The organism is Rhizobium sp. GW821-FHT14E12 (assembly GCF_058803745.1).
The window spans coordinates 994,143-1,016,157 of the sequence record NZ_JBXAPH010000001.1 but is presented as its reverse complement, the minus strand read 5'-3'; the positions used below and the strand labels follow the sequence as shown (position 1 = coordinate 1,016,157).

Sequence of the window (22,015 nt, the reverse complement as noted above, 5' to 3'; positions counted from 1 at the left end):
CGCAGCCTGTCGGTACGGGTGATACTCCTTCGTCTTTACATGAGAAGGAGGAGCTCATGCTCTACGCGATCCTATGCTACAACGACGAAGATACCGTGTTTGCCTGGTCCAAGGAGGAGGAGCAGGCGACGATGGAGCGGTTGCTGGCCGTGCAGGCGCCACTGAGCGAAGCCGGCAAGCTTGGTCCCGTCGCGCGGCTGATGCCGACGACGGCGGCAACGACGTTGCGCAAGGGCAAGAACGAACCGCTCGTCATCGACGGCCCCTTCGCCGAGACCAAGGAGCAATTGCTCGGCTTCTATGTCATCGACTTTGAATCTCTCGACGAAGCGATTGAATTTTCAAAGAAACTGGCGGTCGCCAATCCGGGTGTCGGTTCCTATGAGATCCGACCGCTCCACGTCTTCAGACCGGGGACGATCGCGACATGACGGATCTTGCCTGGATCGATATTGCGTTCACCAATGCCCGGCCGCAGGTGGTCGGCGCGCTGCTGCGCTATTTCCGCAATCTCGATATCGCCGAGGAGGCATTTCAGGAGGCTTGCCTCCGGGCCTTGAAGACTTGGCCGGACAAAGGGCCGCCGCGTGATCCCGTGGCATGGCTGATCTTCGTCGGCCGTAACAGCGCCATCGATGCCGTGCGCAAGCAGGCGAAGACGCAGGCCCTGCCGGATGAAGAGGCGATCTCCGATACCGGCGACGCCGAGAGCGATCTCGCCGAACGGCTGGACGGCTCCAACTATCGCGACGACATCCTGCGGCTGCTGTTCATCTGCTGCCATCCGGATCTGCCGGCGACGCAGCAGGTCGCCCTGGCACTGCGCGTCGTTTCCGGCCTTTCGGTGGCGCAGATCGCCCGCGCCTTTCTGGTCAGCGATAGCGCGATGGAGCAGCGCATTACCCGCGCCAAGGCGCGGGTTGCCGCGGCCGGCGTGCCGTTCGAGACGCCGGGCGCCGTCGAGCGGGCCGAGCGCGTGGCGCTCGTCAGTGCGATGATTTATCTCATCTTCAACGAGGGCTATTCCGCCGGCGGGCCGGGGCGCGAGGCCTCTGCCTTTGCCGATGAGGCGATCCGGCTCGGTCGGCTGCTCTTGCGCATCTTTCCAACCGAACCCGAAATCATGGGGTTGCTGGCGCTGATGCTGCTGCAACAATCGCGCCAGGCGGCGCGCTTCGATGCGAGCGGCCAGATCGTGCTGCTGGAAGACCAGGACCGGTCGCTCTGGAGCCACACGCTCATCGACGAGGCTCTGGCTCTCCTCGACAAGGCGATCCGCCACCGCCGTCCCGGACCCTATCAGCTTCAAGCGGCAATTGCGGCGCTGCATTCCAGGGCCAAGCGGGCCGGCGATACGGACTGGGCGGAAATCGATCTGCTCTACCAAACATTGGAGCGGGTGCATCCGTCACCGGTCGTCACCTTGAACCGTGCCGTTGCAGTTGCCAAGCTCAAGGGGGCAGAGGTGGCATTAGCCCTGGTGGAGACCTTGGCGGATCAGCTCGACAGCTATTTCTATTTTCATGGGCTGAGGGGCGGCCTGCTCATGCAATTGCATCGGGGGCGGGAGGCGCGTTCGGCCTTCGACCGTGCCATCGCGCTTGCCCGCTCGCCGGCGGAGGCCGAGCATATCCGCCAGCAGCTTGACCGTTTGAGCGCGACGGCTCCGGCAATTGCAAAATAATCGACGAATTTTCTCATCCTCTGTCGGGGTGAGGTGGCCGCAAACGTCCTTGGAGCATGGGCCGGTCGGGCCGATTTACACTGGAGAGACAGGATCATGACTGAACAAACCGCACGCCACGAGCTTTCGCTGACCCGCATCATCGACGCGCCGCGCGAGAAACTCTATCGCTGCTGGACGCAAGCGGAGCTGGTGAAGCAATGGTTCTCGCCGCTGCCCTGGACGACGTCGGCGGCCGAACTCGATGTCCGCGCTGGCGGCACCAGCTCCGTCACCATGCGCAGCCCCGAAGGTGAGGATTATCCGAATGTCGGCGTCTATCTCGAGGTCGTCCAGAACGAGCGGATCGTCTTCACCGATGCTTTCACCAGCGCCTGGGTGCCGTCAGCCAAGCCCTTTATGGTGGTGACCATCCAGTTCGAGGACCTCGGCGGCGGTAAGACGCGGTACACCGCGACGGTCCTGCACTGGACAGCGGAGGACCGGGAGGCACATGAGAAGATGGGCTTCCACCAGGGATGGGGCCAGTGTACCGACCAACTCGCGGCGCTAGCGGCCAGGATCTGAATTATCGAAGTCATTCCGGGGGATACACGAATGTCCTACATAGCAGATTCATCCTCAGGTTCGCGGGCGCAGCGCGTGGCCGGCTTGATCCTCAGCGGCTTGATCATCGCCTTTCTCGTTTTCGATGGCGCGATCAAGATCATTCCACTGCCTGTTGTTACGGAGACGATGGTGGCGCTCGGCTATTCCGGTGATCCTGCGCTTGCGCGGCTGCTTGGCGTGATCACGCTCGTCTGCGCTGTTCTCTACGCAATCCCGGCGACGTCTGTCCTCGGGGCTATCCTCCTCACCGGCCTACTCGGCGGGGCGATGGCGACACATTTGAGGATCGGTAGCCCGATATTTTCGCACCTGTTGTTCGGGCTCTATCTCGGCATCATCGCCTGGGGCGGGCTTTATCTTCGCTACGAGGCTGTTCGGAAAATGATTCCGTTCCGCCGCTGAAGCTGTTGATTTCGGATTCGATTTGCTAAGGCTCGCTCCCGCATGAACGAGAGGAGCGAGCCATGCTGCACGTCACCATAGCGCCAGTCGCGCAATCGGATGCCGAAGACCTGATTGCGGCCAATGTTGCGAGCCGCGCCTATCATGCGCCCTGGGCCTTTCCCTTTGTCGATCGCGATGGCTTCGATGTCTGGTTTGGGCAGACCGTCACCGGACCCAATATCGGCCTGGTGGCGCGCGACACCAGTTCGGGCGGCATCGTCGGGGTGGTCAATATCAGCCAGATGGTTTGGGGTGGTTTCCGCAGTGCCTTTCTCGGCTACCATGGGATGGTAGGGTTTGCCGGCCGGGGTTTCATGACCGAGGCATTGCGTCTGGCAGTTAGCCACGCATTCGATACCGTCGGCCTGCATCGGCTGGAAGCCAATATCCAGCCAGCAAACCGGGCCTCCATCGCGCTCGTGCAAAGGCTCGGTTTCCGCATGGAGGGATTTTCGCCTAAATATCTGAAGATCGGTGGCGTGTGGTGCGATCATGAGCGCTGGGCGCTTTTGGCGGACGATCCGCGGCTTTGATGTTGGACGTGAGGTGCTTTGGAGGTTGAATCCGAGACGGCGGGGAAGCTGTTGATTTCGGATTCGAATTGCCTATCTCCAATGTATGTAGTAACTTCTCTACAAATGGAGTTCGGGCAATGACGATCATGAGCAGCCGAGAGTTCAATCAGGATACAAGCGGTGCCAAGCGCGCTGCCTCGGAAGGCCCGGTCTTTATTACGGATCGCGGCAAGCCTTCCCATGTCTTACTCAGCATGGATGAGTATCTGAAATTGGCAAAGAAGGGGCCGACCGTCGCGGAGGCGTTCTATTCTCCGGGCGCAGATGAGATTGATTTCGAAATCCCAAAGCTGGACGGTGATTTTGGTTTCAAGCCGGCCGATTTTTCATAATGTATCTGCTGGATACCAATGTCATTTCCGAGCTGAGAAAGCTCAGCAATGGAAAGGCCGATCCAGCCTTTGCCCAATGGTTCGATGCCATTGCGCTGGATATTCTTTACACGTCGGTCATTACGCTTTTTGAAATTGAAAATGGCATATTGCTTCTTGAACGACGCGATCCTTTACAGGCCAAGATTCTACGAGACTGGTCCGAGAAGATAAGAGCCAGTCTGCACGGGCGCATATTGTCCATCGACGAGCCTGTGGCCATGCATTGTGCGGCGACGTTCGTTCCCAATCCTCGACCGTGGCGTGACGCCTTCATCGGATCCACGGCCGCCGCGCATCGCTTTACGCTTATCACCCGTAATGTCCGTGATTTTCAGGGATTGGATATCGATATCATCAATCCGTGGACCGAAGCTTCCTAGTTCTTGCCCATCGATATTATCGAACAAACCGTTCGATAATTCATATTTGCGATTGCAGCCTTGTCTTCTTATCTCGTCCATCAACAACAGATGGATGTTTCACCATGGAACTTGGCCTTTATACTTTCGCCGACGTCAATCCCGATCCTGCTCTCAACAAGGGCGCGGAAGCGGCGCGGCGTCTGAACAATCTGATCGAAGAAATCGAGCTGGCCGATCAGGTCGGCCTCGATGTCTTCGGGCTTGGCGAGCATCATCGCCCAGACTATGCGGCATCGGCTCCGGCTGTCGCGCTTGCCGCCGCTGCCGCAAGGACGAAGAACATTCGGCTGACCAGCGCCGTGACGGTGCTGAGCTCGGACGATCCGGTGCGGGTCTTCCAGCAGTTTTCGACGCTCGACCTCATTTCCAATGGCCGTGCCGAGATCATGGCGGGGCGGGGCTCGTTCATCGAGTCCTTCCCGCTGTTCGGTTACAATCTCGAGGATTACGACCAGCTCTTTGAGGAAAAACTAGATCTGCTACTGGCGATCCGCGATGGCGAGCAGGTGAGCTGGGCGGGCGAGATGCGCGCGCCGATCAACGGGCGAGGGGTCTATCCCCGGCCGTTGCAGGATCCGTTGCCGATCTGGATCGCGGTTGGAGGCACGCCGCAGTCGGTGGCGCGTGCTGGTGCGCTGGGCTTGCCGATGGCGATTGCCATCATCGGCGGCGAGCCACGCCGGTTTGCGCCGCTGGTCGATCTCTATCGCGAGGCCGCCCGCCGCGCCGATCAGGATCAGGCAAAGCTGAAAACCAGCATCAATGTCCACGGTTTCATCGCCGATACGACCGAGGCTGCCGCCGATCAGTTCTATGGTCCGCAGGCCGAGGTGATGAACCGCATCGGTCGCGAACGTGGCTGGGGACCGACGAGCCGGGCACAGTTCGACCAGTCACGCGGGCCGAACGGTGCGCTCTTCGTCGGCGATCCGGAAACCGTGGCCGAAAAGATCGTCGCGCATCACAAGCTGTTCAAGAACGACCGCTTCCTGCTGCAGATGGCGATCGGCACGATGCCGCATGATCAGATCATGCGCGGCATCGAGCTCTACGGTACGAAAGTCGCGCCGCTCGTCAGAAAGGCATTGACTGGACAGGGTGGAGAGGCGAAAGCGACTGCTTGAGCCTTCGCCTTTGGAGTTTGCGGGGCGTGTGCGAGCCAGCCGGAAGCCGTGAATGATCATCTCGAACGACGACGAACTGACCAAGCTGAAAGAGATCGGCCGCATCTGCGCCAATGCGCTGCAGGCGATGGCAGCGGCGCTGGAGCCGGGCATCACGACGCTGGAGCTTGACGCAATCGGCCGCAAGGTACTGGAAGACGCCGGCGCGCGTTCCGCGCCGGAGCTCGTCTATCGGTTTCCGGGCGCCACCTGCATCAGCGTCAACGAGGAAGTGGCGCACGGAATTCCCGGACCACGGGTGATCCAGGCCGGCGATCTCGTCAATCTCGACGTTTCCGCCGAGAAGGATGGCTTCTTTTCCGATACCGGCTCGTCCTTTGCGGTGCCGCCGGTGAAGCCGAAGATCGAGCGTCTTTGCCGTGATGGCAAGCGGGCGCTCTGGGTCGGGCTGAACCAGGTGCGCAGCGGCGCGCCTTTCTCCAAGATCGGCCACGCCGTCGGCGCTTTCGCGCAGAAGAACCGTTATACGCTGGTCGCTAACCTCGCCAGCCACGGTATTGGCCGTTCGCTGCATGAGGAGCCGGCGGAGGTTTCCACCTGGGCGGATCCCGACGAGACCCGCATCATGCAGGACGGCCTGGTGTTCACTGTCGAGCCGTTTCTGTCGCTTGGCGCCACCTGGGCGGAAGGCGGCGATGATGCCTGGACGCTTTATGGCGATCCGCGCGCGCCGACGGTCCAGTTCGAGCATACCGTCGTTGCGACCCGCAACGGGCCGATGATCCTGACGCTGGCGGATAGCTGAAAGGCTGGAGCGGACAGCTAAAAGGCTGAAGCGTTTCAGCACTTCAGCCTTTTGTCTTGATTGCTATTCCGGATGGAAAACCGCTACGCGCTTTTCCTGGAATTGCTCAGTCTTCGGTCTTCGTCTCGCCACGGATGATGTCGGCGGCGGCCTGCTCGAGGATAGCCGCAATGCGTGCGCCCTCAGTCTTGCTCCACGGGTGCTTCGAGTGCAGTGCAGCGCGCAGAAGGTGACGTGCGCGGTCAACTTCGCCGGCGTCGCGACCGAATGGGCCGTCACGACCTTCATCGCCGCCGTTGTTCTCGCCGTCGAACGCCCGTTTGACATGCGCCATTCTCTCGCCGATGGCACCCAGCTTGGCAAGCGTCGCCTCGACCAGCTCGCGGTTCTCTTCGACCCGCGTCTGGCCGCTTTCGGTGATGCGGTAAAGTTTCTTCGTGCCGCTGGCCTCGACTTCGGCCAGGCCGGTTTCTTCGAGATAGGTGAGGGCGGGGTAGATGACGCCCGGGCTCGGCACATAGAAGCCGCCGGAGCGCTCTTCCAGCGTCTTGATCAGTTCATAGCCATGCCGCGGCTGCTCGGAAAGCAAAGCGAGGATGATGAGCTGCAGATCGGCGGCGTCGAATTTGCGCCCGGTGCGAAACCCGCCGCCGAACATGCCGCCCTTGAAGCCTCTCATGAACTCTCTCCCATGCCTGCCGCGGGAATCGCGGCGTTCGCCATGTCGTAGGATATATGCCTCGACGGTGTCAAAGCCATCGCCGAAGATGTGATCTCTAAAGCCTTTCATCGTGTGTCTCCTGTTGGGGTGATGTGATTTTGTATCGTTAGTCATGTCGTAAGATATATATCGTAAGATAACATCTTGCAAGGGGACGGTGATTTTTTTGCTGAGTGGGGTTAGTGGATCGGGCAGCGGCTCGGGAGAGCTGCCTATGGCCAGCTGAACAATCGCGTCACGATCACGGGATAAGCGATTACATCTGCGTAAGAATCAGACCAGGCCGGTTGCCGCCTCTTGCGAACTGCCTTAGGTTCGCCGTTAACAAACGTCATTGCGGTTCGAAAACCCAATCAAGAAAGCTGCGCTTCTCGTGTTTTTATCATTCTTTCCCAAGCCGAAAGCCTTTTTCATCTCGGCCGCTGTCTGGTCACTCGCCGCCATATTTCTTTGGTACTTCGGCGGTGAACAAGCGGGTGCCTACATCGGTCTGCCACCGGCGGCGGACGGGCAGGACGCTCCGGTGGGCGTTTCGGTGTTCTGGTCGGCGCCGTTTATTTGGTTTTACATCTATTACGTCGTCGCCGTAGCGTTGTTTACGCTCTTCTGGTTCCGCTACAGCCCGCACCCTTGGCAGTATTGGTCGGTGCTCGGTACGGCCCTGATCATCTTCAATACCTATTTCTCGGTGCAGGTCAGTGTTGCCGTTAATGCGTGGTATGGCCCATTCTACAATCTCGTTCAGAAGGCGCTGACGACCGTCGGTTCAGTGCCGGCTTCCGAGTTTTATCTCAGCATGCTCGTGTTTGCCGGTATCGCCTTTGTGGCCATCACTGTCGGTGTGTTCAATCTGTTTTTCGTCAGCCACTGGGTCTTTCGCTGGCGCACGGCGATGAATGATTACTATATGGCCAACTGGCCGAAGCTGCGACATGTAGAAGGCGCATCACAGCGTGTACAAGATGATACGATGCGCTTTTCTCAGACTGTTGAATCCCTCGGCGTGAGCTTTATCGGCTCCATCATGACGCTGATTGCTTTCCTGCCGGTACTCTTCCGTCTTGGCTCGAATATCACGGAACTACCGCTCGTTGGCAATATTCCCCATGCGCTCGTCTGGGCTGCGATCTTCTGGTCTATCTTTGGAACCGTTTTCCTCGCTGCGGTCGGCATCAAGTTGCCCGGTCTGCAATTCCTCAATCAGCGAGTGGAAGCATCCTACCGCAAGGAACTTGTTTACGGCGAAGATCACGCGGATCGCGCGTCGCCGCCTACGGTCGCAGAGTTGTTCGCCAACGTGCGCCGCAACTATTTCCGCATCTATTTCCACTATACCTATTTCAATGTGGCGCGGATTTTCTACTCGCAGGCGGACAATATATTCAGTTTCGTCGTGTTGGTTCCCTCGATTGTTGCCGGCAAGCTGACGCTTGGCTTGATGACACAGATCACCAACGTCTTCGACCAGGTGCGTGGTTCGTTCCAGTATCTTGTCAGTTCATGGACGACGATCATCGAGTTGTTGTCGATCTACAAGCGCCTACGGGCATTCGAAGCGGCGATTGATGACACGCCGCTGCCGACAATCGATCAGCGCTATTTGGAGCGTGAAGCTGGCGTCATTCATGCGGATGGCTGATGAAACAAGGCTCCGGAAACGGGGCCTTTTTCATGTCTCGATGATCGCGCGTAACCTCATGTCGGTCACGGTCTCATCCCGCAACTAGACTCACGAGAGAAGTTCTGCGTTTGCCGCGCCACCGGTCCTTCGCTTTGGCTCAGGGCGTTCGTCGCTGCAATCGACCCACCGGGTCGATTGCTCCAGTTATGCTGGATCGCTCCTCACCCCTGCTGCGGCTTGCCGCGTGCCGCAATCAGCGGGATCGCCTCGGAATAGCTGACGCAGGCGACGCCGTCCTTGTGGCAGACGTCGCTGACGAAGCGGTCCAGCGCCCGCCAATAGGCGCCGTCGTTCATTTCGACGAAGTGGAAGCCGAGCTGTAGCGGGATGCGGTCGCCGTTATACTGCTTGTTGAAGGCGGCTTCGAAGGCGGCGAAGGTGCGGTCCTCGTAGGTCTTGGAATTGGCCTTGTCCTCGACGCCCTTGGAATGGCGGACATAGAGGTTGTAGTCCATGCCGATCACCAGACGGTTCTCGGGTCCCTCGGGGATCAGCGGCAGGCCGAAGCGGTAGAGGCCGTCGACCACCTGCGGCAGCGCCGGACCCTTGGTGACAAGGCTTGCGTCATACTGAAAGCCCATCGCCTTTTCCGCCGGCACCAGCCCGTCGCTGGTGGAGAGATACGGCGCGCGAAAACCCTTGACGTCGTGGGTGGCGAAATCTTCCCAGCCTTGCGGCTCCTTGTCCGCCAGGCCGACATTCTTCCAGGCGTCGCGCAGCGCCAGGCGGGCGCTCATGAAATCCTGTTTCCAGTCGGCCGCGCTCCATGTCTTGCCGTCGAAATGACCGCAGGCGTGGCTGGAAATATCGTGGCCTTCCAGATGCGCGCCCCAGATATTGGCGATGCGGGTGCGAACGTCGTCCTCGCTTTTGGCGAAGCCGACATTGGACTTGCCGGCCCGCTGCCCCGGCGCCTGATAGGCCTTGGCCTGCGCGTGGTTCATCAGGAAGGTGCAGGAGAGGAAATAGGTGAAATGCGCGCCGTTGCGCGAGGCGATCTCGCGGCTCTTCGTCCACAGCGCGTTGTCATGCGCGCCATCGAAGGAGATCATCACCAATTGCCTAGGCTTCTCATCGGCCTGTGCTGCAACGGGAAGCGCCAGGGAAAGGGCGAGGGACGCAAAGGAGACAAAACGAAACATGGGCACCACGATTATCTGAACGAGCACGCTTTCATCCGAAAGCCGCTACATGTGTTTGGGGATCATGCCCCGGTCCAGTCATTTCCTCTGCCGGAAATGCGGCAAAGCTGCGGTGACGCTGGTAATTTTCGCCATAATAGATACTGATGTTGTTACAACGACGAAACAGGATTTCCTCATGTCATTGCTTATTCTCGGCATCGTTCTTTTCCTTGGTCTCCACCTGATCCGCGTCGTCGCGCCGGGTTTCCGCAGCTCGATGATCTCCAGCATCGGCGAGTCCGGATGGAAGATCGGCTATTCGGTTGCCAGCGTTCTCACGCTGATTCTCCTGATCTATGGTTTCGGGCAGGCGCGTGACATGACCTCGATCTGGTCGCCGCCGTTCTGGATGAGCCACATCACCATCCTGCTGATGCTGTTCGCGATGATCTGTCTTGTCGCCTCGCTGTTGCCAGCGGGGCATATCGCGGTGAAGACGAAGCATCCGATGGTGCTGTCGGTGAAGATCTGGGCTCTGGCGCATCTGCTGTCCAATGGCGACGGCGCCGCCATGCTGCTGTTTGCCGCCTTCCTCGCCTGGGGTGTCATTCTCCGGATTTCGCTGAAGAAGCGTGAGCGCGCCGGTGAGATATCGCTGCGCCCGTTCGTTTCGGCGAAATACGATCTCTATGCGGTCGTCATCGGCGTCGTCGCCTGGGGATTGATTATTTGGAAGCTGCATGCGTGGATTATCGGGGTTTCGCCGCTCGTTATGTGACGATTTCTGCCATTCCCCCTTACAACGGACGCAAAATGGGGTAGAAGGCGCCAGTAGAGCGGATGATTTTAGGTCGAATAGACCTAAAATCTGAATCCGCTCTAGCATCATGAGAGTAGAGCATGATGTCGTCCGAAAACCGCTCACACTTTTCGGCATCATGCTCTAACCCATAAGCTCTTTTGGAATAATTTGGCCTGGGCCGGAGACGAGAATGGCATTCAATGACGACAGCTTCATCCGTGAGGTGAACGAGGAACTGCGTTCGGACCAATTGCGGTTCGTATGGCGCCGTTTTGGCCGGCTTATCATCGGCGCTGCCGTGCTTATCGTTGTCGGCACCGCCGCCTATAGCGGCTATCGCTATTGGTCTGGCCAGCAGGCCGGAAACAGCGGCGATCAGTTCATTTCCGCGCTGACGCTGGCCGATCAGAACAAGACGGACGAGGCGCTGGCAGCCCTTGCCGCCATCGAGAAGGATGGCAGCGGTTCCTATCCGCTCCTGGCGCGCATGCGCGCCGCCACGCTGCAGGCACAGAAGGGCGATACCGCCGGTGCCGTCGCCGCCTTCTCGGCAATCGGCAAGGAGACAGCTCTTCCGACGGTTATCCGGGATGCGGCTCGCTTGCGTGCCGCCTATCTGCTGGTTGATACCGGCACCTATGATCAGGTCGCGGCCGAGGCGCAGGAACTGGCGGTGCCCGCCAATACATTTCGGCATTCGGCGCGCGACGTATTGGGTCTTGCCGCCTACAAGGCAGGCGATTTCGCCAAGGCGCGGCAATGGTTCCAGGCGATCGTCGACGATCCCCAGAGCCCGCGCAATGTCGGCAACCGCGCGCAAATGCTGCTTGATCTCATCACGGCTTCCGGCAAGGCTCCGGCTGCAAACGGCTGAAGGGTAAATCATTAAATGAGTTTCACGGTTGCGATCGTCGGTCGCCCGAATGTCGGCAAGTCCACCCTTTTCAACCGTCTGGTTGGCAAGAAGCTGGCGCTTGTCGATGACACGCCGGGCGTCACGCGGGACCGCCGTCCCGGCGAGGCCAAGCTGATCGATCTTCGCTTTCGCATCGTCGATACCGCCGGTCTCGAAGAAGCGGACGAAGAGACGCTCGAAGGCCGCATGCGCGCCCAGACCGAGCTCGCGATCGATGAGGCCGACCTGACGCTGTTCGTCGTCGACGCCAAGATGGGCCTGACGCATGTCGACAAGACGCTGGCGGAAATGCTGCGCAAGCGCGGCCGTCCCGTCGTGCTGGTTGCCAACAAATCCGAAGCACGCGGCTCCGACAGTGGCTTTTACGATGCCTATACGCTCGGCCTTGGCGACCCTTGCCCGATCTCTGCCGAACATGGCCAGGGGATGATGGATCTGCGCGACGCGATCGTCGAGGCGATCGGCCATGACCAGGCCTTCCCGCCCAGGGATGACGAAGCAGAGACGAATGTCAGAATTCCGCGTTCCCCCACAGGCGAGGATGGCGAGGAGATCGAAGAAGAAGAGCCGGTTTATGATGAGACCCGGCCGCTGCGCGTCGCCATCGTCGGCCGCCCAAATGCCGGCAAGTCGACGCTGATCAACCGCTTTCTCGGTGAGGACCGGCTGCTGACCGGCCCGGAAGCAGGCATCACCCGCGATTCGATTTCGGTCGACTGGACCTGGCGCGGCCGCACCGTGAAGATGTTCGATACCGCCGGCATGCGCCGCAAGGCCCGGGTGACCGAGAAGCTGGAAAAGCTCTCCGTTGCCGATACGCTGCGCGCTATCCGTTTTGCCGAGACCGTGGTCATCATTTTCGACGCTACCATTCCCTTCGAGAAGCAGGATCTGCAGATCGTCGATCTGGTTATCCGCGAAGGCCGCGCCGCGGTGATCGCCTTCAACAAGTGGGACATGATCGAGGATCGCCAGGCCGTGCTTGCCGACCTTCGCGAAAAGACCGACCGGCTGCTGCCGCAGGCTCGCGGCATCCGCGCTGTGCCGATTGCCGGCCAGACGGGCGACGGCCTGGATCGGCTGATGCAGGCGATTGTCGATACCGACAAGGTCTGGAACAAGCGCATCGCCACCGCCAAGCTCAATCGCTGGCTGGAAACGCAGCAGGTTCAGCACCCGCCACCGGCTGTTTCCGGACGGCGCATCAAGCTGAAATACATGACACAGGTCAAGGCACGTCCGCCGGCCTTCATGATTTCCTGCACGCGGTCGGATTCTCTGCCGGAATCCTACGTGCGTTATCTCATCAACGGCCTGCGTACGGATTTCGCCATGCCGGGCGTGCCGATCCGCATCCATTTCCGTACATCGGAAAATCCCTACGAGACCAAGAAGAAGCGGTGACGGCCTGAGGGATCAGGCCGCGCCCTTGTTCAACGCTTCGCGCAGCGTGACGATTTCCGCCTTCAGCCGCGTCAGCTCGGCTGCCGTCGTATTCGACGCATCAAGGATGCAAGGGGGGATGGCGGCGGCTTTGGTCTTCAGCGCCGTCCCTTCGCTCGTCAGGCGGATCAGCACTTGCCGTTCGTCTTCCTTGCTGCGGGTGCGCTGGATGAAGCCCGCGACTTCAAGACGCTTCAGCAGCGGCGTCAGCGTGCTGGATTCGAGAAACAGCTTCTCTCCGATGCCGCCGACCGTCTGACCATCCTCTTCCCACAGCGTCACCATGACGAGATATTGCGGATAGGTGAGGTTCAGTTCGTCGAGCATGGGCTTGTACAGCCGGTTCATCGCATGGTTCGCCGAATAGAGGGCGAAGCATATGAAGTTATCCAATTTCAATAGGTCGTCGGTCATCTGTAACGCTCCGTAAGGGAGTCTGTTTAAGTCGTGCGATAAACAATCGTAACCATAAAAATGCATGACTGCCATGCATGGTTCCCGATTTCCCGAGAAATGGTTGTTGAATTTCGCGGACGCTGCTTATCGTTACATTCTTCCTCGACTTTTTTGCGCGATTACTCAATAATTCAACCAAGATCACTCAAAATCCATGGGGTGAAAATGATCCGCGCGGGTAAGCCCACAGAAATTATCGACGGCAAGGCCGTCAAGAACCTTGCCGAGGCGCATGCGATCCAGGGCGCGGTGGTCGTCGGCCAACCGGGAGGCTGGGCCGTTCTTGTTCGCTATGGCACGGTCGAACGAGCCGTCGCCGCGCAACGCTCACATCAGCCCCGGCTCTGGCGGAACCTGAATACCGCCGTTTCTTTTGTGCGAGAGGAGTTGGGAATGCCGCGTTTTGAAATCGATACTGTCGACTACGATCCGGACGCGATCGAGCGCAGGCGCCCCGACCAGACGGAGCGGCTCCGCCAGCAGCAGGAAGCGGCGGCATACGACACATGGTTTCGCGCGCAAGTGCAGGAGGCGCTCGATGGGATCAAGGATGGGACGAATCGCATCGTGCCGGATGAGGAAGTCAAAGACCGGCTTGACGCTCTACGCGCTGAATTGACACGCAGGGCGCAGTAAGCCGGTGCGATTGGTCTGGCATGAAACAGCAATCGGTGATGTTGAGCGCTTCATGCTCTATATCTCCGAACGCAATCCGGCTGCGGCTCGAAGCCAGCTTCGGGAGATCGAGGCGCAAATTCAACGGCTCGTCGATTTCCCTCATTCCGGTCGTATTGGTCGCTTGCCAGGCACGCGGGAGCTGGTCGTGACGCGGACCTCGTTCCTCGTCGTCTACAAGGTCGAGGACAGTATCGAGCTGATCCGTGTCCTGCACGGCGCGCAACGATGGCCGCCGGTCGACAGCGAGTAATAAGGATTTAGTGTTTGCGTACCAACGTCCGGCCGCGATGATTGGCGACGCGGACGTTGCCGATGAATTGCGTCGTGGCGGCTTCCCAGGAGTAGTTGAGCGCTAGTGCTCGGGCGGCCTCACGGGAGGAGGAGAGGGCGGCGCGGCAGGCTTCTCCCAAGTCCTCGTTGACGACGCCGGCGGTTTCATCGCCACTGAGAATGTCGGCGGGGCCGGTGACGGGATAGGCGGCCACGGGGACGCCGCTTGCCAGCGCTTCGAGGATGGCATTGCCGAATGTGTCGGTCTTCGACGGGAAGACGAAGACGTCGGCCTGCGAATAGGCATGCGCTAGCGCTTCGCCGAACTTCGAGCCGAGGAAATGCACTTTCGGATAGAGCTTTTGCAACTCGGCGCGCGCCGGGCCGTCGCCGACAACGACCTTTGAGCCCGGCAAGTCGAGATCGAGGAAAGCCGGCAGGTTCTTCTCGAGCGCGACGCGACCGACGGTCATGAAGATCGGGCGGGGCAGGCCGAAGGGATTCTCCTCCAGCGGCTGCGGACGAAACAGGGTGGAATCGATGCCGCGGCTCCAGGGTAGCAGGTTGCTGATGCCCTTCTGCTTGAGCTCGTAGGCAAGGCTCGGTGTCGCGACCATGCAGCCGAAGCCGGCATTATGGAACCATTTGACGAAGGCATAGAGCCAGTTTTGCGGGATCGGCAGCCGGGCGGCGACATATTCAGGGAAGCGGGTGTGGTAGCTGGTTGAAAACGGCATACCGTTCTTCAGGCACCAACGTCTGGCCGTCAGTCCGAGCGGGCCTTCCGTGGCGATATGCACATAGGTCGGTCGGGTTGCTTCGATCCGGGCTGCGACCTTGCGGTAGCTTGCGATCGACAAGCGGATTTCCGGATAGGTCGGGCAGGGAATGTTGCGGAAGCCTTCCGGGGTGATCATGGTCACCTCAACGCCCATGCGTGCCAGCTCGCGATTGGTGTTTTCGATCGATCGCACAACGCCGTTCACCTGCGGATGCCAGGCATCGCTAACGATGAGCAAGCGTTCGGGCACTGCGACCGGGGTCGCAGCCTGATCCCATATATTGTGATCGATGTTCGACAAACGTTGCAACATGTCCAAAACGTTCCATCCGCACCGCGCCCTCGTGGTGCCGGTACAACCAAATGCGGTGCAACAAAGGTGATTCCCGCGCCTGTTCTATTGTGCGGGTTGTCCATGATGGAAATATTACAGCGCTCAGCCCGCTAGCTGGAGCTTCTCCGGGGGCACCAGGGCGCCGTGTTCCTGGATGACTTTCGCGGCGATCTCGGCGGCGAAACGAGCGGCGGCGATGGGATCGTCGTGCTCCAGATAATGGGCGAGGAAACCGCCGTTGAAGCTATCGCCGGCGCTGGTGGTGTCGATGACCTTGGCGACTTTCACCGCCGATACCAGTGTTTCGCCGGCGTCGGTGCCGATGGTCGCGCCGTCTGGGCCGTTCTTGACGACGACCATGTTGGCGCCGTGCTGCCGGTAGCGGCGGATGGTGCCGGCAATCGAGTCGTCGCCGAAATGTGCGGCCTCATCGTCGAAGCTCGGCATAACCAGCGTCGATGCGCGGGCGCCTTCGCCGATCAGGGTGTGCATGGCGTCGAGGCTAGACCAGAGGCGCGGGCGGATATTGGGATCGAAGGCCACCAGCTTGCCGATGGCCTTGGCGCGGCGGAGCTCGGCGAGCAGCGTCTCTGCATCCTCGTGCGAGAGGATTGCCAGGGTGATGCCGGAAAAATAGAGGACGTCGGAGGCTTCGATCGCCGTGCGCAGGGTATCACCGTCGGCGGCGAGCTGGCGGGCGGCGGAACTGTCGCGCCAATAGCTGAAGGAACGTTCGCCGTCCTTCAGGTTGATCATGTAGAGGCCGGGTGTCTTGCCGCGAAGGCGGCGGATATTGGCCGTGCCGATGCCGTGTGCGCCCATGAAGGCAAGCATCTCGTCGGACATTGCGTCATCGCCGAGCGCGGTGAAATAATCGACCGACCAATCTTGCGGCAGGCAGGCGCGGGCATACCAGGCGGTGTTGAAGGTATCGCCGGCAAAGCCCTTGCGCAGGTGACCGTCCTTGGTCTGCGACAGCTCCACCATGCATTCGCCGATCGATAGAAAACGCCCGCCCAAGACTTGCCTCCCGCAGTTTGCCTGCTTGCTGCATACCCGCATGGGGCCGCTTGGGCAAGGTGGACGGCGGGCTCCGCCGTCCACTTTTGCAGCCTTACGGCAAGTCCATATGATAGCACGCCGCGGTCTGGCCGGGACGGACCTGCTCGGTCGGCGGCGCCTTTGTCCGACAGATATCCGTCGCCTTCCAGCAGCGCGGCGAGAAAACGCAACCCGGCGGCGGATAGAGCGGCGAGGGCGGGTCGCCTTGCAGGCGGATACGCTCGCGGCCGCGCGCCAGTTTCGGATCCGGGATCGGTGCCGCCGAGAACAGCGCCTGCGTATAGGGATGCGCCGGATGGTCGAAGACGGTGGCGGCGGAACCTGCTTCCACCACCTTGCCGAGGTAGAGCACCAGCACGTCGTCCGAAATCAGGCGCACGACGGAGAGGTCGTGGCTGATGAAGATCAGCGTCAGGCCGAACTCCTTGCGCAGCTTGCGCAGAAGCGTGATCACCTGGCCCTGGATCGAGACGTCGAGGGCCGAGACCGGCTCGTCGCAGACGATGAGCTTCGGCCGTGTGATGACGGCGCGGGCGATGCCGATGCGCTGCGCCTGTCCGCCGGAGAACTCGTGCGGATAGCGGTTGATCATTTCCGGCACCAGACCGACGGCCGCCATGATCTCACGCACGCGGTCCTGCCGCTGTGCTCTCGACAGCTTCGGCTCGAATACGGTGAGTGGTTCGGCAATGATGTCGCCGACGGTCATGCGCGGATCGAGCGAGGCGATCGGATCCTGGAAGATGATCTGCATGTCGCGGCGGGCGGCGCGCATTTCCTCTTCGGACAGATCCAGGAGGTTGCCGCCCTGCCACATGATGCGGCCCTTCTGCGCCTTGATCAGCCGCAGGATGGAACGGCCGAGCGTGGACTTGCCGCAGCCGGATTCGCCGACGATGCCGAGCGTGCGCCCGGTCTTCAGCTCGAAACTGACATCGTTGACTGCCGTCAGGATCAAGGGCGGCTTGAAGAAGGATTTTGAAGGCAGCTCGAATTCGGTGGTCAGGTGTTCGACCTTCAGAAGCGTTTGCTCAGCCATGGACGAGGCTCCGTTCCTGATTAGCCGAAAGTGGGTGGAAGCAGGCGGCGCAGCGCTGTGGTGTCAGCCGATCGAGGGGCGGCGCCGCATCCAGACAGTCGTCCTCCACATGGGCGCAGCGCGGCGAGAAGGAACAGCCGCGCGGCAGGTGCATCAGGTTGGGTGGCCGGCCGGGGATGACGGCGAGATCGTCGACGTCCTGGTCCGGCCGTGGGATGGAGGCATGCAGCGCCGCCGTATAGGGATGAGCCGGATTTTCGAATAGCTCCTCGACCGGCGCTTCCTCGACGATGCGGCCGGCATACATGACGGCGACGCGATCGGCGAGGCCGGCGACGACGCCGAGATCGTGGGTGATCATCACCAGCGCCGTGTTCATCTCGGCCGTCAGCTCGTTGAAGAGATCGAGGATCTGGGCCTGGATGGTAACATCGAGCGCGGTTGTCGGCTCATCGGCGATCAGGAGCTTCGGCTTGGTCAGCAGTGCCATGGCGATGACGATGCGCTGGCGCATGCCGCCGGAAAGCTCGTGCGGATAGAGATTGAAGCGCCTGGAAGGGTCGGGAATGCCGACGCGCTTCAGCATGTCCAGGGCGGCCGTCGAGGCAGCGCGTGCGGATAGTCCGCCATGAACTTCGAGCTGCTCCGTCAGTTGTCGCGAGATACGCAGCGACGGATTGAGGGCCGTCATGGGGTCCTGGAAGACCATCGCCACATCCTTGCCGCGCACATGATCGAGTTCGCGCGGCTTCAGTTTCAGGATGTCCTTGCCGTCCAGCAGCGCCTGGCCGCTGGTGCGGCCGTTCTTGGCGAGCAGGCCCATCAGTCCGAGGAAGGTCTGGCTCTTGCCGGAACCGGATTCTCCGACGATGGCAATGCGTTCGCCACGGCCGATCTTCAGGTTCATCTTCGAGACGGCGGCGACTTCGCCTTCCGGCGTGCGGAAGGTGATGGAGTAGTCTTTGAGTTCGAGTAGTGTTTCTGTCATGTCAGCGATCCTTCGGATCGAAAGCGTCGCGCAGGCCGTCGCCGATGAAGAGCAGGCTCATCAGCAGCGCGACCAGGAAACCGGCGGGGAAGAACAGCAGCCAGGGCGTGGTCTCCATGCCGGCCGACCCCTCGGCGATCAATGTGCCGAGCGAGGTCAAGGGTTCCTGCACACCGAAGCCGAGATAGGACAGGAAGCTTTCCGTGGCGATGATCTCGGGAATGGTGAGCGTTGCATAGATAACGACCGGCCCGACGAGGTTCGGAACGATGTGCTTGAGGATGATCTTGAACGGACGTTGGCCGGAAGCCCGCGCCGCCTCGATGAATTCCCGCTGCTTGATGGACAGCGTCTGGCCCCGCACGATACGCGCCATGGTCAGCCATTCGAGTGCACCGATCGCCGCAAACAGCAGGTAGACGTTGCGGCCGAAGATCACCATCAGCAGGATAACGAAAAGGACGTAGGGCAGCGCGTACATGATATCGACGAAGCGCATCATAATGGCGTCGACGCGGCCGCCGAAATAGCCCGATACGGCGCCGTAGAGCACGCCGATGACGACCGAGACCAGGGTGGCAACGAGCGCGACGGTCAGTGAAACGCGCGTGCCGTAGAGCGTGCGTGCCAGAAGATCGCGGCCGTTGCCATCGGTGCCGAAATAGTGGCCGACGGCAAAATCCGGTGCGCCCCGGAAGGAGTTCCAGTCCGGGTCCTCATAGTTGAAGGGAAGCAAGCTCGGGCCGACGATGGCGATGAGCACCAGCAGTGCCAGCACAATGAGAGAAAGTGCTGCCGCCTTGTTGCGCAGCAGGCGGCGCATCGCGTCGCCGGTGAGGGAGCGTCCTTTCGGCGCCAGCCCCTCGGCTGAGAGCAATTCCGCTTCCAGCAATTCTCGTTTTGCGGAATTGAGGATCATCGCATTCTCACTTTCGGGTCGAGCCAGGCATAGGCGATATCGACGATCAGGTTGAGGACCACGATCAGAACCATGTAGAAAATGACCGTGCCGAGAACCATGCCGTAATCGCGGTTAAGCGCTGCGCCGACGAAATAACGGCCGATGCCGGGAAGGCCGAAGATGCTTTCCACCACCAGCGAACCGGTGAGCAGATAGCTTGCCGCCGGGCCGAGATAGGAGACAACAGGCATCATGGCCGGTTTCAAGGCATGACGCATCACCGTGAGCCGCGGGCCGATGCCCTTGGCCTTGGCGGTGCGGATGAAGTTCTGGCCCATCACCTCGATCATCGAGCCGCGCATCAGGCGTGAGATGCGCGCCGCGTGCGGCAGGGTCAGAACGATGATGGGCAGGACCAGGAACCGGATCGACCCGTCGCCCCAGCCGCCGACCGGCAGCCAGCCAAGCGTGTTGCCGAAGATGAGCTGAAGGATCGGAGCAATCAGGAAGCTTGGCATGACGAGGCCAAGGAGCAGGCCTCCGCCCAGCCAGTAATCGGCGCCGCGGTTCTGATACAGCGCCCCAAGACAGCCGACGAACACGCCGATGATCGTGGCGAGCACGAAGGCGCAGCCACCGATGGTCAGCGTGTAGGGAAAGCCGGACATGATTTGCTGAGTGACGCTGAAATCCTGGTTGGCGAAGGAGGGGCCAAGGTCGCCCTTCAGCACATCGCCGACATAGATCAGATATTGCTCGACCAGCGGCTTATCGAGATTGTAGTGGGCCGCGAGGTTGGCTTTGACTTCCGGCGGCAATGGCCGTTCGCCATCGAAAGGGCCGCCGGGAGCGAGACGCAAAATGAAAAAGCACACTGTTACGGCAATCCACAAGACGGGGATTGTCGACAGCAGACGACGGAGAGCATAGCGAAACATGGGTGCGTTGAGGCCCCGCCCGGCAAGAGCGGGCAGGGCCTTTTCCTATTATTGTTTGATGGACAGCCAGCGGGTACGGTGAATGTCCTGAATATTGTCCACGAAGCCTTCAACCTTCGGCGCAACGATATTCTGCGAAACATAATAGTAGATCGGGATAGCGGCGCTGTCGTCGAGTGCCAGCTGTTCGGCCTTCTTGTAGATCTCGGCGCGCTTCTTCAGATCGATCTCTTCATTGCCCTGCTTGATCAGCGCATCGTAATCCTTGTTGCTCCAGCGGCCGTAATTCATCTCGACGCCGGTCGACAGAAGATTGAGGAAGTTGATCGGATCGTTGTAGTCGGCGAGCCAGCCGGCACGGCCGATCTGCACTTCGCCGCGCTGCATCTCGTCGTAATGCACCTTGGTTTCGGTGTTGTAGAGCTCGATTTCCACGCCAAGCGGCTTCCACATGGCGGCGATTGCAACGGCGATACGCTTGTGGTTGTCGTTGGTGTTGTAGCGCAGCTGCGCCTTCAGCGGATGGTCGGGACCGAAGCCAGCTTCCTTGAGCAGCTTCTTGGCCTCTTCGACCTTCTTGCCGTAGGGCTCGTCCTTCCAGCTGACATAGGCCGGCTCGCCATAGTTGGCGGTGCCCGGCGGCACCCAGGAATACGACGGCAGTTCGCCGGTGCCGAGGATCTTCGGGCCGATGACTTCGCGGTTGACGGCCATGGAGAGGGCCTGGCGGACGCGCTTGTCGTTGAAGGGCGGCTTGGTGGAGTTCAGAACGTAGTAGTAGGTGCCGAGGAACGGCACCACATGCGCCTGGCCAGGAAGGTTCTTCTGGATCCATTCATACTGGTCGGCGGGGAAAGAGGTCAGAATATCGAATTCGCCGGCGCGGTAACGCTTCAGCGCCGCAGCCTGATCTTCCAGCGTATAGTAGTTGACGTTGTCGATCTTGATGTCCTTGGCGTCGTAATACTGATCGCTCTTGACCATGCTGACATGCGAACCAGGCACCCATTCGGTGGGCTTGTAGGGGCCGTTGGTGACGATGTTGCCGATCTTGACCCACTCGTCGCCCTTGGCTTCCACGACATGCTTCGGCACCGGATAGGCCGTGTAGTGCATCAATGCGTTGAGGAAGTAGGGGGTCGGGTTTTCGAGCGTGATTTCCAGTGTCTTGTCGTCGATCGCCTTGACGCCGAGCTGGCTGAGATCCTTGATCTCGCCCTTGTTGATCTTTTCCGCGTTCAGGATCGTATATTGCAGGTAGGCATATTGGGCGGCCGTCTTGGGATCCATCAGGCGCTGGAAGGAGAAGACGAAGTCGCTGGCGGTTACCGGCGTGCCGTCCGACCACTTGATGCCGTCACGCAGCTTGAAGGTATAGACCTTCTGGTCCGGGGAAATGGTCCAGCTTGCGGCCTGCCCGGGGATGGGGTTGTCCTTGGGATCTTCGGTCACCAAGCCTTCGAAAATATCGCCGTCGATGCGGTTTTCCCAGTCGCCGGAAATCTTCTGTGGGTCGAGCGACGTGGGGTCGCCGCCATTGTGGATATTGAGGGTCGCCGCATGTGCGGAAACGCTCAATAAGGTGCCGACGAATGCCGACGCGATGAATTTTCGGGTGAAATAAGCCATATCTATTCCCCACCTTTCTGGAGTTACGGACCTTGTTTTTTCAAGGTTATTTTAGTTCCGCAGATGACCTGGACGTGCAGGTCAATGTCGCAAGTTATCTGAAGCAACGTCGCTTTCAAGCCCCCCAGACGAATCGCCGCTGGCGGTCGGGAGTTTTGCAGCCTGGGAGTTTTGCGAAATCCGCCTCATAAAACCTGCGCGTTCAATTGAGGTGG

25 protein-coding genes are annotated in these 22,015 nt (G+C 60.2%); 15 read left to right on the top strand and 10 right to left on the bottom strand.

Features of this window, described 5'->3' with window-relative positions; genetic code table 11:
• Window positions 1-56: 56 nt before the first annotated feature.
• The 9 genes from AC1RO0_RS04970 to map all read left to right on the top strand — a co-directional run bounded on the left by AC1RO0_RS04970 (window position 57) and on the right by map (window position 6,037).
• Window positions 57-431 carry a YciI family protein gene (locus AC1RO0_RS04970; RefSeq protein ID WP_498591797.1) on the top strand — a complete coding sequence of 125 codons (375 nt, stop codon included), beginning with the start codon at window positions 57-59 and terminating at the stop codon, window positions 429-431.
• The gene (locus tag AC1RO0_RS04965; RefSeq protein ID WP_498591796.1) at window positions 428-1,684 is read left to right on the top strand and encodes an RNA polymerase sigma factor; all 1,257 of its coding nucleotides are present in this window, start codon (window positions 428-430) and stop codon (window positions 1,682-1,684) included. Before AC1RO0_RS04970 ends, AC1RO0_RS04965 begins: the two co-directional genes overlap by 4 nt.
• 96 nt (window positions 1,685-1,780) lie before the next feature.
• A complete protein-coding gene (locus AC1RO0_RS04960) occupies window positions 1,781-2,251 on the top strand; it encodes an SRPBCC family protein (protein WP_498591795.1) in 471 nt (156 codons plus the stop codon).
• A gap of 30 nt (window positions 2,252-2,281) precedes the next feature.
• Window positions 2,282-2,695: a DoxX family protein gene (locus tag AC1RO0_RS04955; protein ID WP_498591794.1), complete on the top strand. Its 414-nt coding sequence runs from the start codon at window positions 2,282-2,284 to the stop codon at window positions 2,693-2,695.
• A 62-nt stretch (window positions 2,696-2,757) separates the two neighbouring features.
• Entirely contained in the window at window positions 2,758-3,270 is a 513-nt protein-coding gene (locus AC1RO0_RS04950) for a GNAT family N-acetyltransferase (RefSeq protein WP_498591793.1), read from the top strand.
• Between the two features lie 119 nt (window positions 3,271-3,389).
• The gene (locus AC1RO0_RS04945; RefSeq protein WP_498591792.1) at window positions 3,390-3,644 is read left to right on the top strand and encodes a type II toxin-antitoxin system prevent-host-death family antitoxin; all 255 of its coding nucleotides are present in this window, start codon (window positions 3,390-3,392) and stop codon (window positions 3,642-3,644) included.
• Entirely contained in the window at window positions 3,644-4,066 is a 423-nt protein-coding gene (locus tag AC1RO0_RS04940; protein ID WP_498591791.1) for a type II toxin-antitoxin system VapC family toxin, read from the top strand. Before AC1RO0_RS04945 ends, AC1RO0_RS04940 begins: the two co-directional genes overlap by 1 nt.
• Before the next feature lie 104 nt (window positions 4,067-4,170).
• Window positions 4,171-5,232 (top strand): LLM class flavin-dependent oxidoreductase, encoded by a 1,062-nt coding sequence (locus AC1RO0_RS04935; protein ID WP_498591790.1) that lies wholly within the window; start codon window positions 4,171-4,173, stop codon window positions 5,230-5,232.
• 52 nt (window positions 5,233-5,284) lie between these two features.
• The gene (gene map / locus AC1RO0_RS04930; RefSeq protein WP_007692404.1) at window positions 5,285-6,037 is read left to right on the top strand and encodes a type I methionyl aminopeptidase; all 753 of its coding nucleotides are present in this window, start codon (window positions 5,285-5,287) and stop codon (window positions 6,035-6,037) included.
• A gap of 106 nt (window positions 6,038-6,143) precedes the next feature.
• Here the strand turns inward: map and AC1RO0_RS04925 are convergent, their stop codons facing one another.
• The gene (locus tag AC1RO0_RS04925; protein WP_498591789.1) at window positions 6,144-6,716 is read right to left on the bottom strand and encodes a PadR family transcriptional regulator; all 573 of its coding nucleotides are present in this window, start codon (window positions 6,714-6,716) and stop codon (window positions 6,144-6,146) included.
• A gap of 415 nt (window positions 6,717-7,131) precedes the next feature.
• Here AC1RO0_RS04925 and sbmA point away from each other — a divergent pair, with 415 nt between their 5' ends.
• Window positions 7,132-8,397, top strand: coding sequence for a peptide antibiotic transporter SbmA (sbmA, locus tag AC1RO0_RS04920; RefSeq protein ID WP_498592382.1), 1,266 nt, complete (start codon window positions 7,132-7,134; stop codon window positions 8,395-8,397).
• A gap of 203 nt (window positions 8,398-8,600) precedes the next feature.
• On the opposite strand, the gene AC1RO0_RS04915 is transcribed toward sbmA, so the two are convergent.
• On the bottom strand, window positions 8,601-9,581 hold the full coding sequence (locus AC1RO0_RS04915; RefSeq protein ID WP_498592381.1) for a polysaccharide deacetylase family protein: 981 nt from the start codon (window positions 9,579-9,581) through the stop codon (window positions 8,601-8,603).
• Window positions 9,582-9,759: 178 nt separating this feature from the next.
• Between AC1RO0_RS04915 and AC1RO0_RS04910 the strand changes: the two genes are divergently transcribed.
• From AC1RO0_RS04910 to der, 3 genes are all read left to right on the top strand, one after another.
• A complete protein-coding gene (locus AC1RO0_RS04910; RefSeq protein ID WP_498591788.1) occupies window positions 9,760-10,341 on the top strand; it encodes an NnrU family protein in 582 nt (193 codons plus the stop codon).
• Between the two features lie 214 nt (window positions 10,342-10,555).
• A complete protein-coding gene (locus tag AC1RO0_RS04905) occupies window positions 10,556-11,239 on the top strand; it encodes a tetratricopeptide repeat protein (protein ID WP_498591787.1) in 684 nt (227 codons plus the stop codon).
• 15 nt (window positions 11,240-11,254) lie between these two features.
• The gene (gene der, locus AC1RO0_RS04900; RefSeq protein ID WP_498591786.1) at window positions 11,255-12,685 is read left to right on the top strand and encodes a ribosome biogenesis GTPase Der; all 1,431 of its coding nucleotides are present in this window, start codon (window positions 11,255-11,257) and stop codon (window positions 12,683-12,685) included.
• 12 nt (window positions 12,686-12,697) lie between these two features.
• On the opposite strand, the gene AC1RO0_RS04895 is transcribed toward der, so the two are convergent.
• Entirely contained in the window at window positions 12,698-13,138 is a 441-nt protein-coding gene (locus tag AC1RO0_RS04895) for a MarR family winged helix-turn-helix transcriptional regulator (RefSeq protein WP_498591785.1), read from the bottom strand.
• Window positions 13,139-13,345: 207 nt separating this feature from the next.
• On the opposite strand from AC1RO0_RS04895, the gene AC1RO0_RS04890 reads away from it, so the two are divergent.
• On the top strand, window positions 13,346-13,816 hold the full coding sequence (locus AC1RO0_RS04890; RefSeq protein WP_498591784.1) for a hypothetical protein: 471 nt from the start codon (window positions 13,346-13,348) through the stop codon (window positions 13,814-13,816).
• Between the two features lie 4 nt (window positions 13,817-13,820).
• Window positions 13,821-14,108, top strand: a complete 288-nt coding sequence (locus AC1RO0_RS04885; protein WP_498591783.1) for a type II toxin-antitoxin system RelE/ParE family toxin — start codon at window positions 13,821-13,823, stop codon at window positions 14,106-14,108.
• A 7-nt stretch (window positions 14,109-14,115) separates the two neighbouring features.
• On the opposite strand, the gene AC1RO0_RS04880 is transcribed toward AC1RO0_RS04885, so the two are convergent.
• The 7 genes from AC1RO0_RS04880 to AC1RO0_RS04850 form a co-directional block, all read right to left on the bottom strand.
• A complete protein-coding gene (locus AC1RO0_RS04880) occupies window positions 14,116-15,222 on the bottom strand; it encodes a glycosyltransferase family 4 protein (protein WP_498591782.1) in 1,107 nt (368 codons plus the stop codon).
• Window positions 15,223-15,345: 123 nt separating this feature from the next.
• Window positions 15,346-16,263: a sugar kinase gene (locus AC1RO0_RS04875; RefSeq protein ID WP_498591781.1), complete on the bottom strand. Its 918-nt coding sequence runs from the start codon at window positions 16,261-16,263 to the stop codon at window positions 15,346-15,348.
• Window positions 16,264-16,357: 94 nt separating this feature from the next.
• The gene (locus AC1RO0_RS04870) at window positions 16,358-17,344 is read right to left on the bottom strand and encodes an ABC transporter ATP-binding protein (protein WP_498591780.1); all 987 of its coding nucleotides are present in this window, start codon (window positions 17,342-17,344) and stop codon (window positions 16,358-16,360) included.
• Window positions 17,337-18,332, bottom strand: coding sequence for an ABC transporter ATP-binding protein (locus AC1RO0_RS04865; protein WP_498591779.1), 996 nt, complete (start codon window positions 18,330-18,332; stop codon window positions 17,337-17,339). The genes AC1RO0_RS04870 and AC1RO0_RS04865 overlap by 8 nt, the downstream gene beginning before the upstream one ends.
• Before the next feature lies 1 nt (window position 18,333).
• A complete protein-coding gene (locus tag AC1RO0_RS04860; protein WP_368509823.1) occupies window positions 18,334-19,251 on the bottom strand; it encodes an ABC transporter permease subunit in 918 nt (305 codons plus the stop codon).
• Window positions 19,248-20,171 (bottom strand): ABC transporter permease subunit, encoded by a 924-nt coding sequence (locus AC1RO0_RS04855; RefSeq protein ID WP_498591778.1) that lies wholly within the window; start codon window positions 20,169-20,171, stop codon window positions 19,248-19,250. The genes AC1RO0_RS04860 and AC1RO0_RS04855 overlap by 4 nt, the downstream gene beginning before the upstream one ends.
• Window positions 20,172-20,219: 48 nt before the next feature.
• A complete protein-coding gene (locus AC1RO0_RS04850; RefSeq protein WP_498591777.1) occupies window positions 20,220-21,800 on the bottom strand; it encodes a peptide ABC transporter substrate-binding protein in 1,581 nt (526 codons plus the stop codon).
• Window positions 21,801-22,015: the final 215 nt, after the last annotated feature.

Coding starts and splice junctions, on each gene's coding strand:
- AC1RO0_RS04970 (WP_498591797.1), top strand. CDS start 57: ATGCTCTACGCGATCCTATGCTACAACGACGAAGATACCGTGTTTGCC.
- AC1RO0_RS04965 (WP_498591796.1), top strand. CDS start 428: ATGACGGATCTTGCCTGGATCGATATTGCGTTCACCAATGCCCGGCCG.
- AC1RO0_RS04960 (WP_498591795.1), top strand. CDS start 1,781: ATGACTGAACAAACCGCACGCCACGAGCTTTCGCTGACCCGCATCATC.
- AC1RO0_RS04955 (WP_498591794.1), top strand. CDS start 2,282: ATGTCCTACATAGCAGATTCATCCTCAGGTTCGCGGGCGCAGCGCGTG.
- AC1RO0_RS04950 (WP_498591793.1), top strand. CDS start 2,758: ATGCTGCACGTCACCATAGCGCCAGTCGCGCAATCGGATGCCGAAGAC.
- AC1RO0_RS04945 (WP_498591792.1), top strand. CDS start 3,390: ATGACGATCATGAGCAGCCGAGAGTTCAATCAGGATACAAGCGGTGCC.
- AC1RO0_RS04940 (WP_498591791.1), top strand. CDS start 3,644: ATGTATCTGCTGGATACCAATGTCATTTCCGAGCTGAGAAAGCTCAGC.
- AC1RO0_RS04935 (WP_498591790.1), top strand. CDS start 4,171: ATGGAACTTGGCCTTTATACTTTCGCCGACGTCAATCCCGATCCTGCT.
- map (WP_007692404.1), top strand. CDS start 5,285: ATGATCATCTCGAACGACGACGAACTGACCAAGCTGAAAGAGATCGGC.
- AC1RO0_RS04925 (WP_498591789.1), bottom strand. CDS start 6,716: ATGAGAGGCTTCAAGGGCGGCATGTTCGGCGGCGGGTTTCGCACCGGG.
- AC1RO0_RS04915 (WP_498592381.1), bottom strand. CDS start 9,581: ATGTTTCGTTTTGTCTCCTTTGCGTCCCTCGCCCTTTCCCTGGCGCTT.
- AC1RO0_RS04910 (WP_498591788.1), top strand. CDS start 9,760: ATGTCATTGCTTATTCTCGGCATCGTTCTTTTCCTTGGTCTCCACCTG.
- AC1RO0_RS04905 (WP_498591787.1), top strand. CDS start 10,556: ATGGCATTCAATGACGACAGCTTCATCCGTGAGGTGAACGAGGAACTG.
- der (WP_498591786.1), top strand. CDS start 11,255: ATGAGTTTCACGGTTGCGATCGTCGGTCGCCCGAATGTCGGCAAGTCC.
- AC1RO0_RS04895 (WP_498591785.1), bottom strand. CDS start 13,138: ATGACCGACGACCTATTGAAATTGGATAACTTCATATGCTTCGCCCTC.
- AC1RO0_RS04890 (WP_498591784.1), top strand. CDS start 13,346: ATGATCCGCGCGGGTAAGCCCACAGAAATTATCGACGGCAAGGCCGTC.
- AC1RO0_RS04880 (WP_498591782.1), bottom strand. CDS start 15,222: ATGTTGCAACGTTTGTCGAACATCGATCACAATATATGGGATCAGGCT.
- AC1RO0_RS04870 (WP_498591780.1), bottom strand. CDS start 17,344: ATGGCTGAGCAAACGCTTCTGAAGGTCGAACACCTGACCACCGAATTC.
- AC1RO0_RS04865 (WP_498591779.1), bottom strand. CDS start 18,332: ATGACAGAAACACTACTCGAACTCAAAGACTACTCCATCACCTTCCGC.
- AC1RO0_RS04860 (WP_368509823.1), bottom strand. CDS start 19,251: ATGATCCTCAATTCCGCAAAACGAGAATTGCTGGAAGCGGAATTGCTC.
- AC1RO0_RS04855 (WP_498591778.1), bottom strand. CDS start 20,171: ATGTTTCGCTATGCTCTCCGTCGTCTGCTGTCGACAATCCCCGTCTTG.
- AC1RO0_RS04850 (WP_498591777.1), bottom strand. CDS start 21,800: ATGGCTTATTTCACCCGAAAATTCATCGCGTCGGCATTCGTCGGCACC.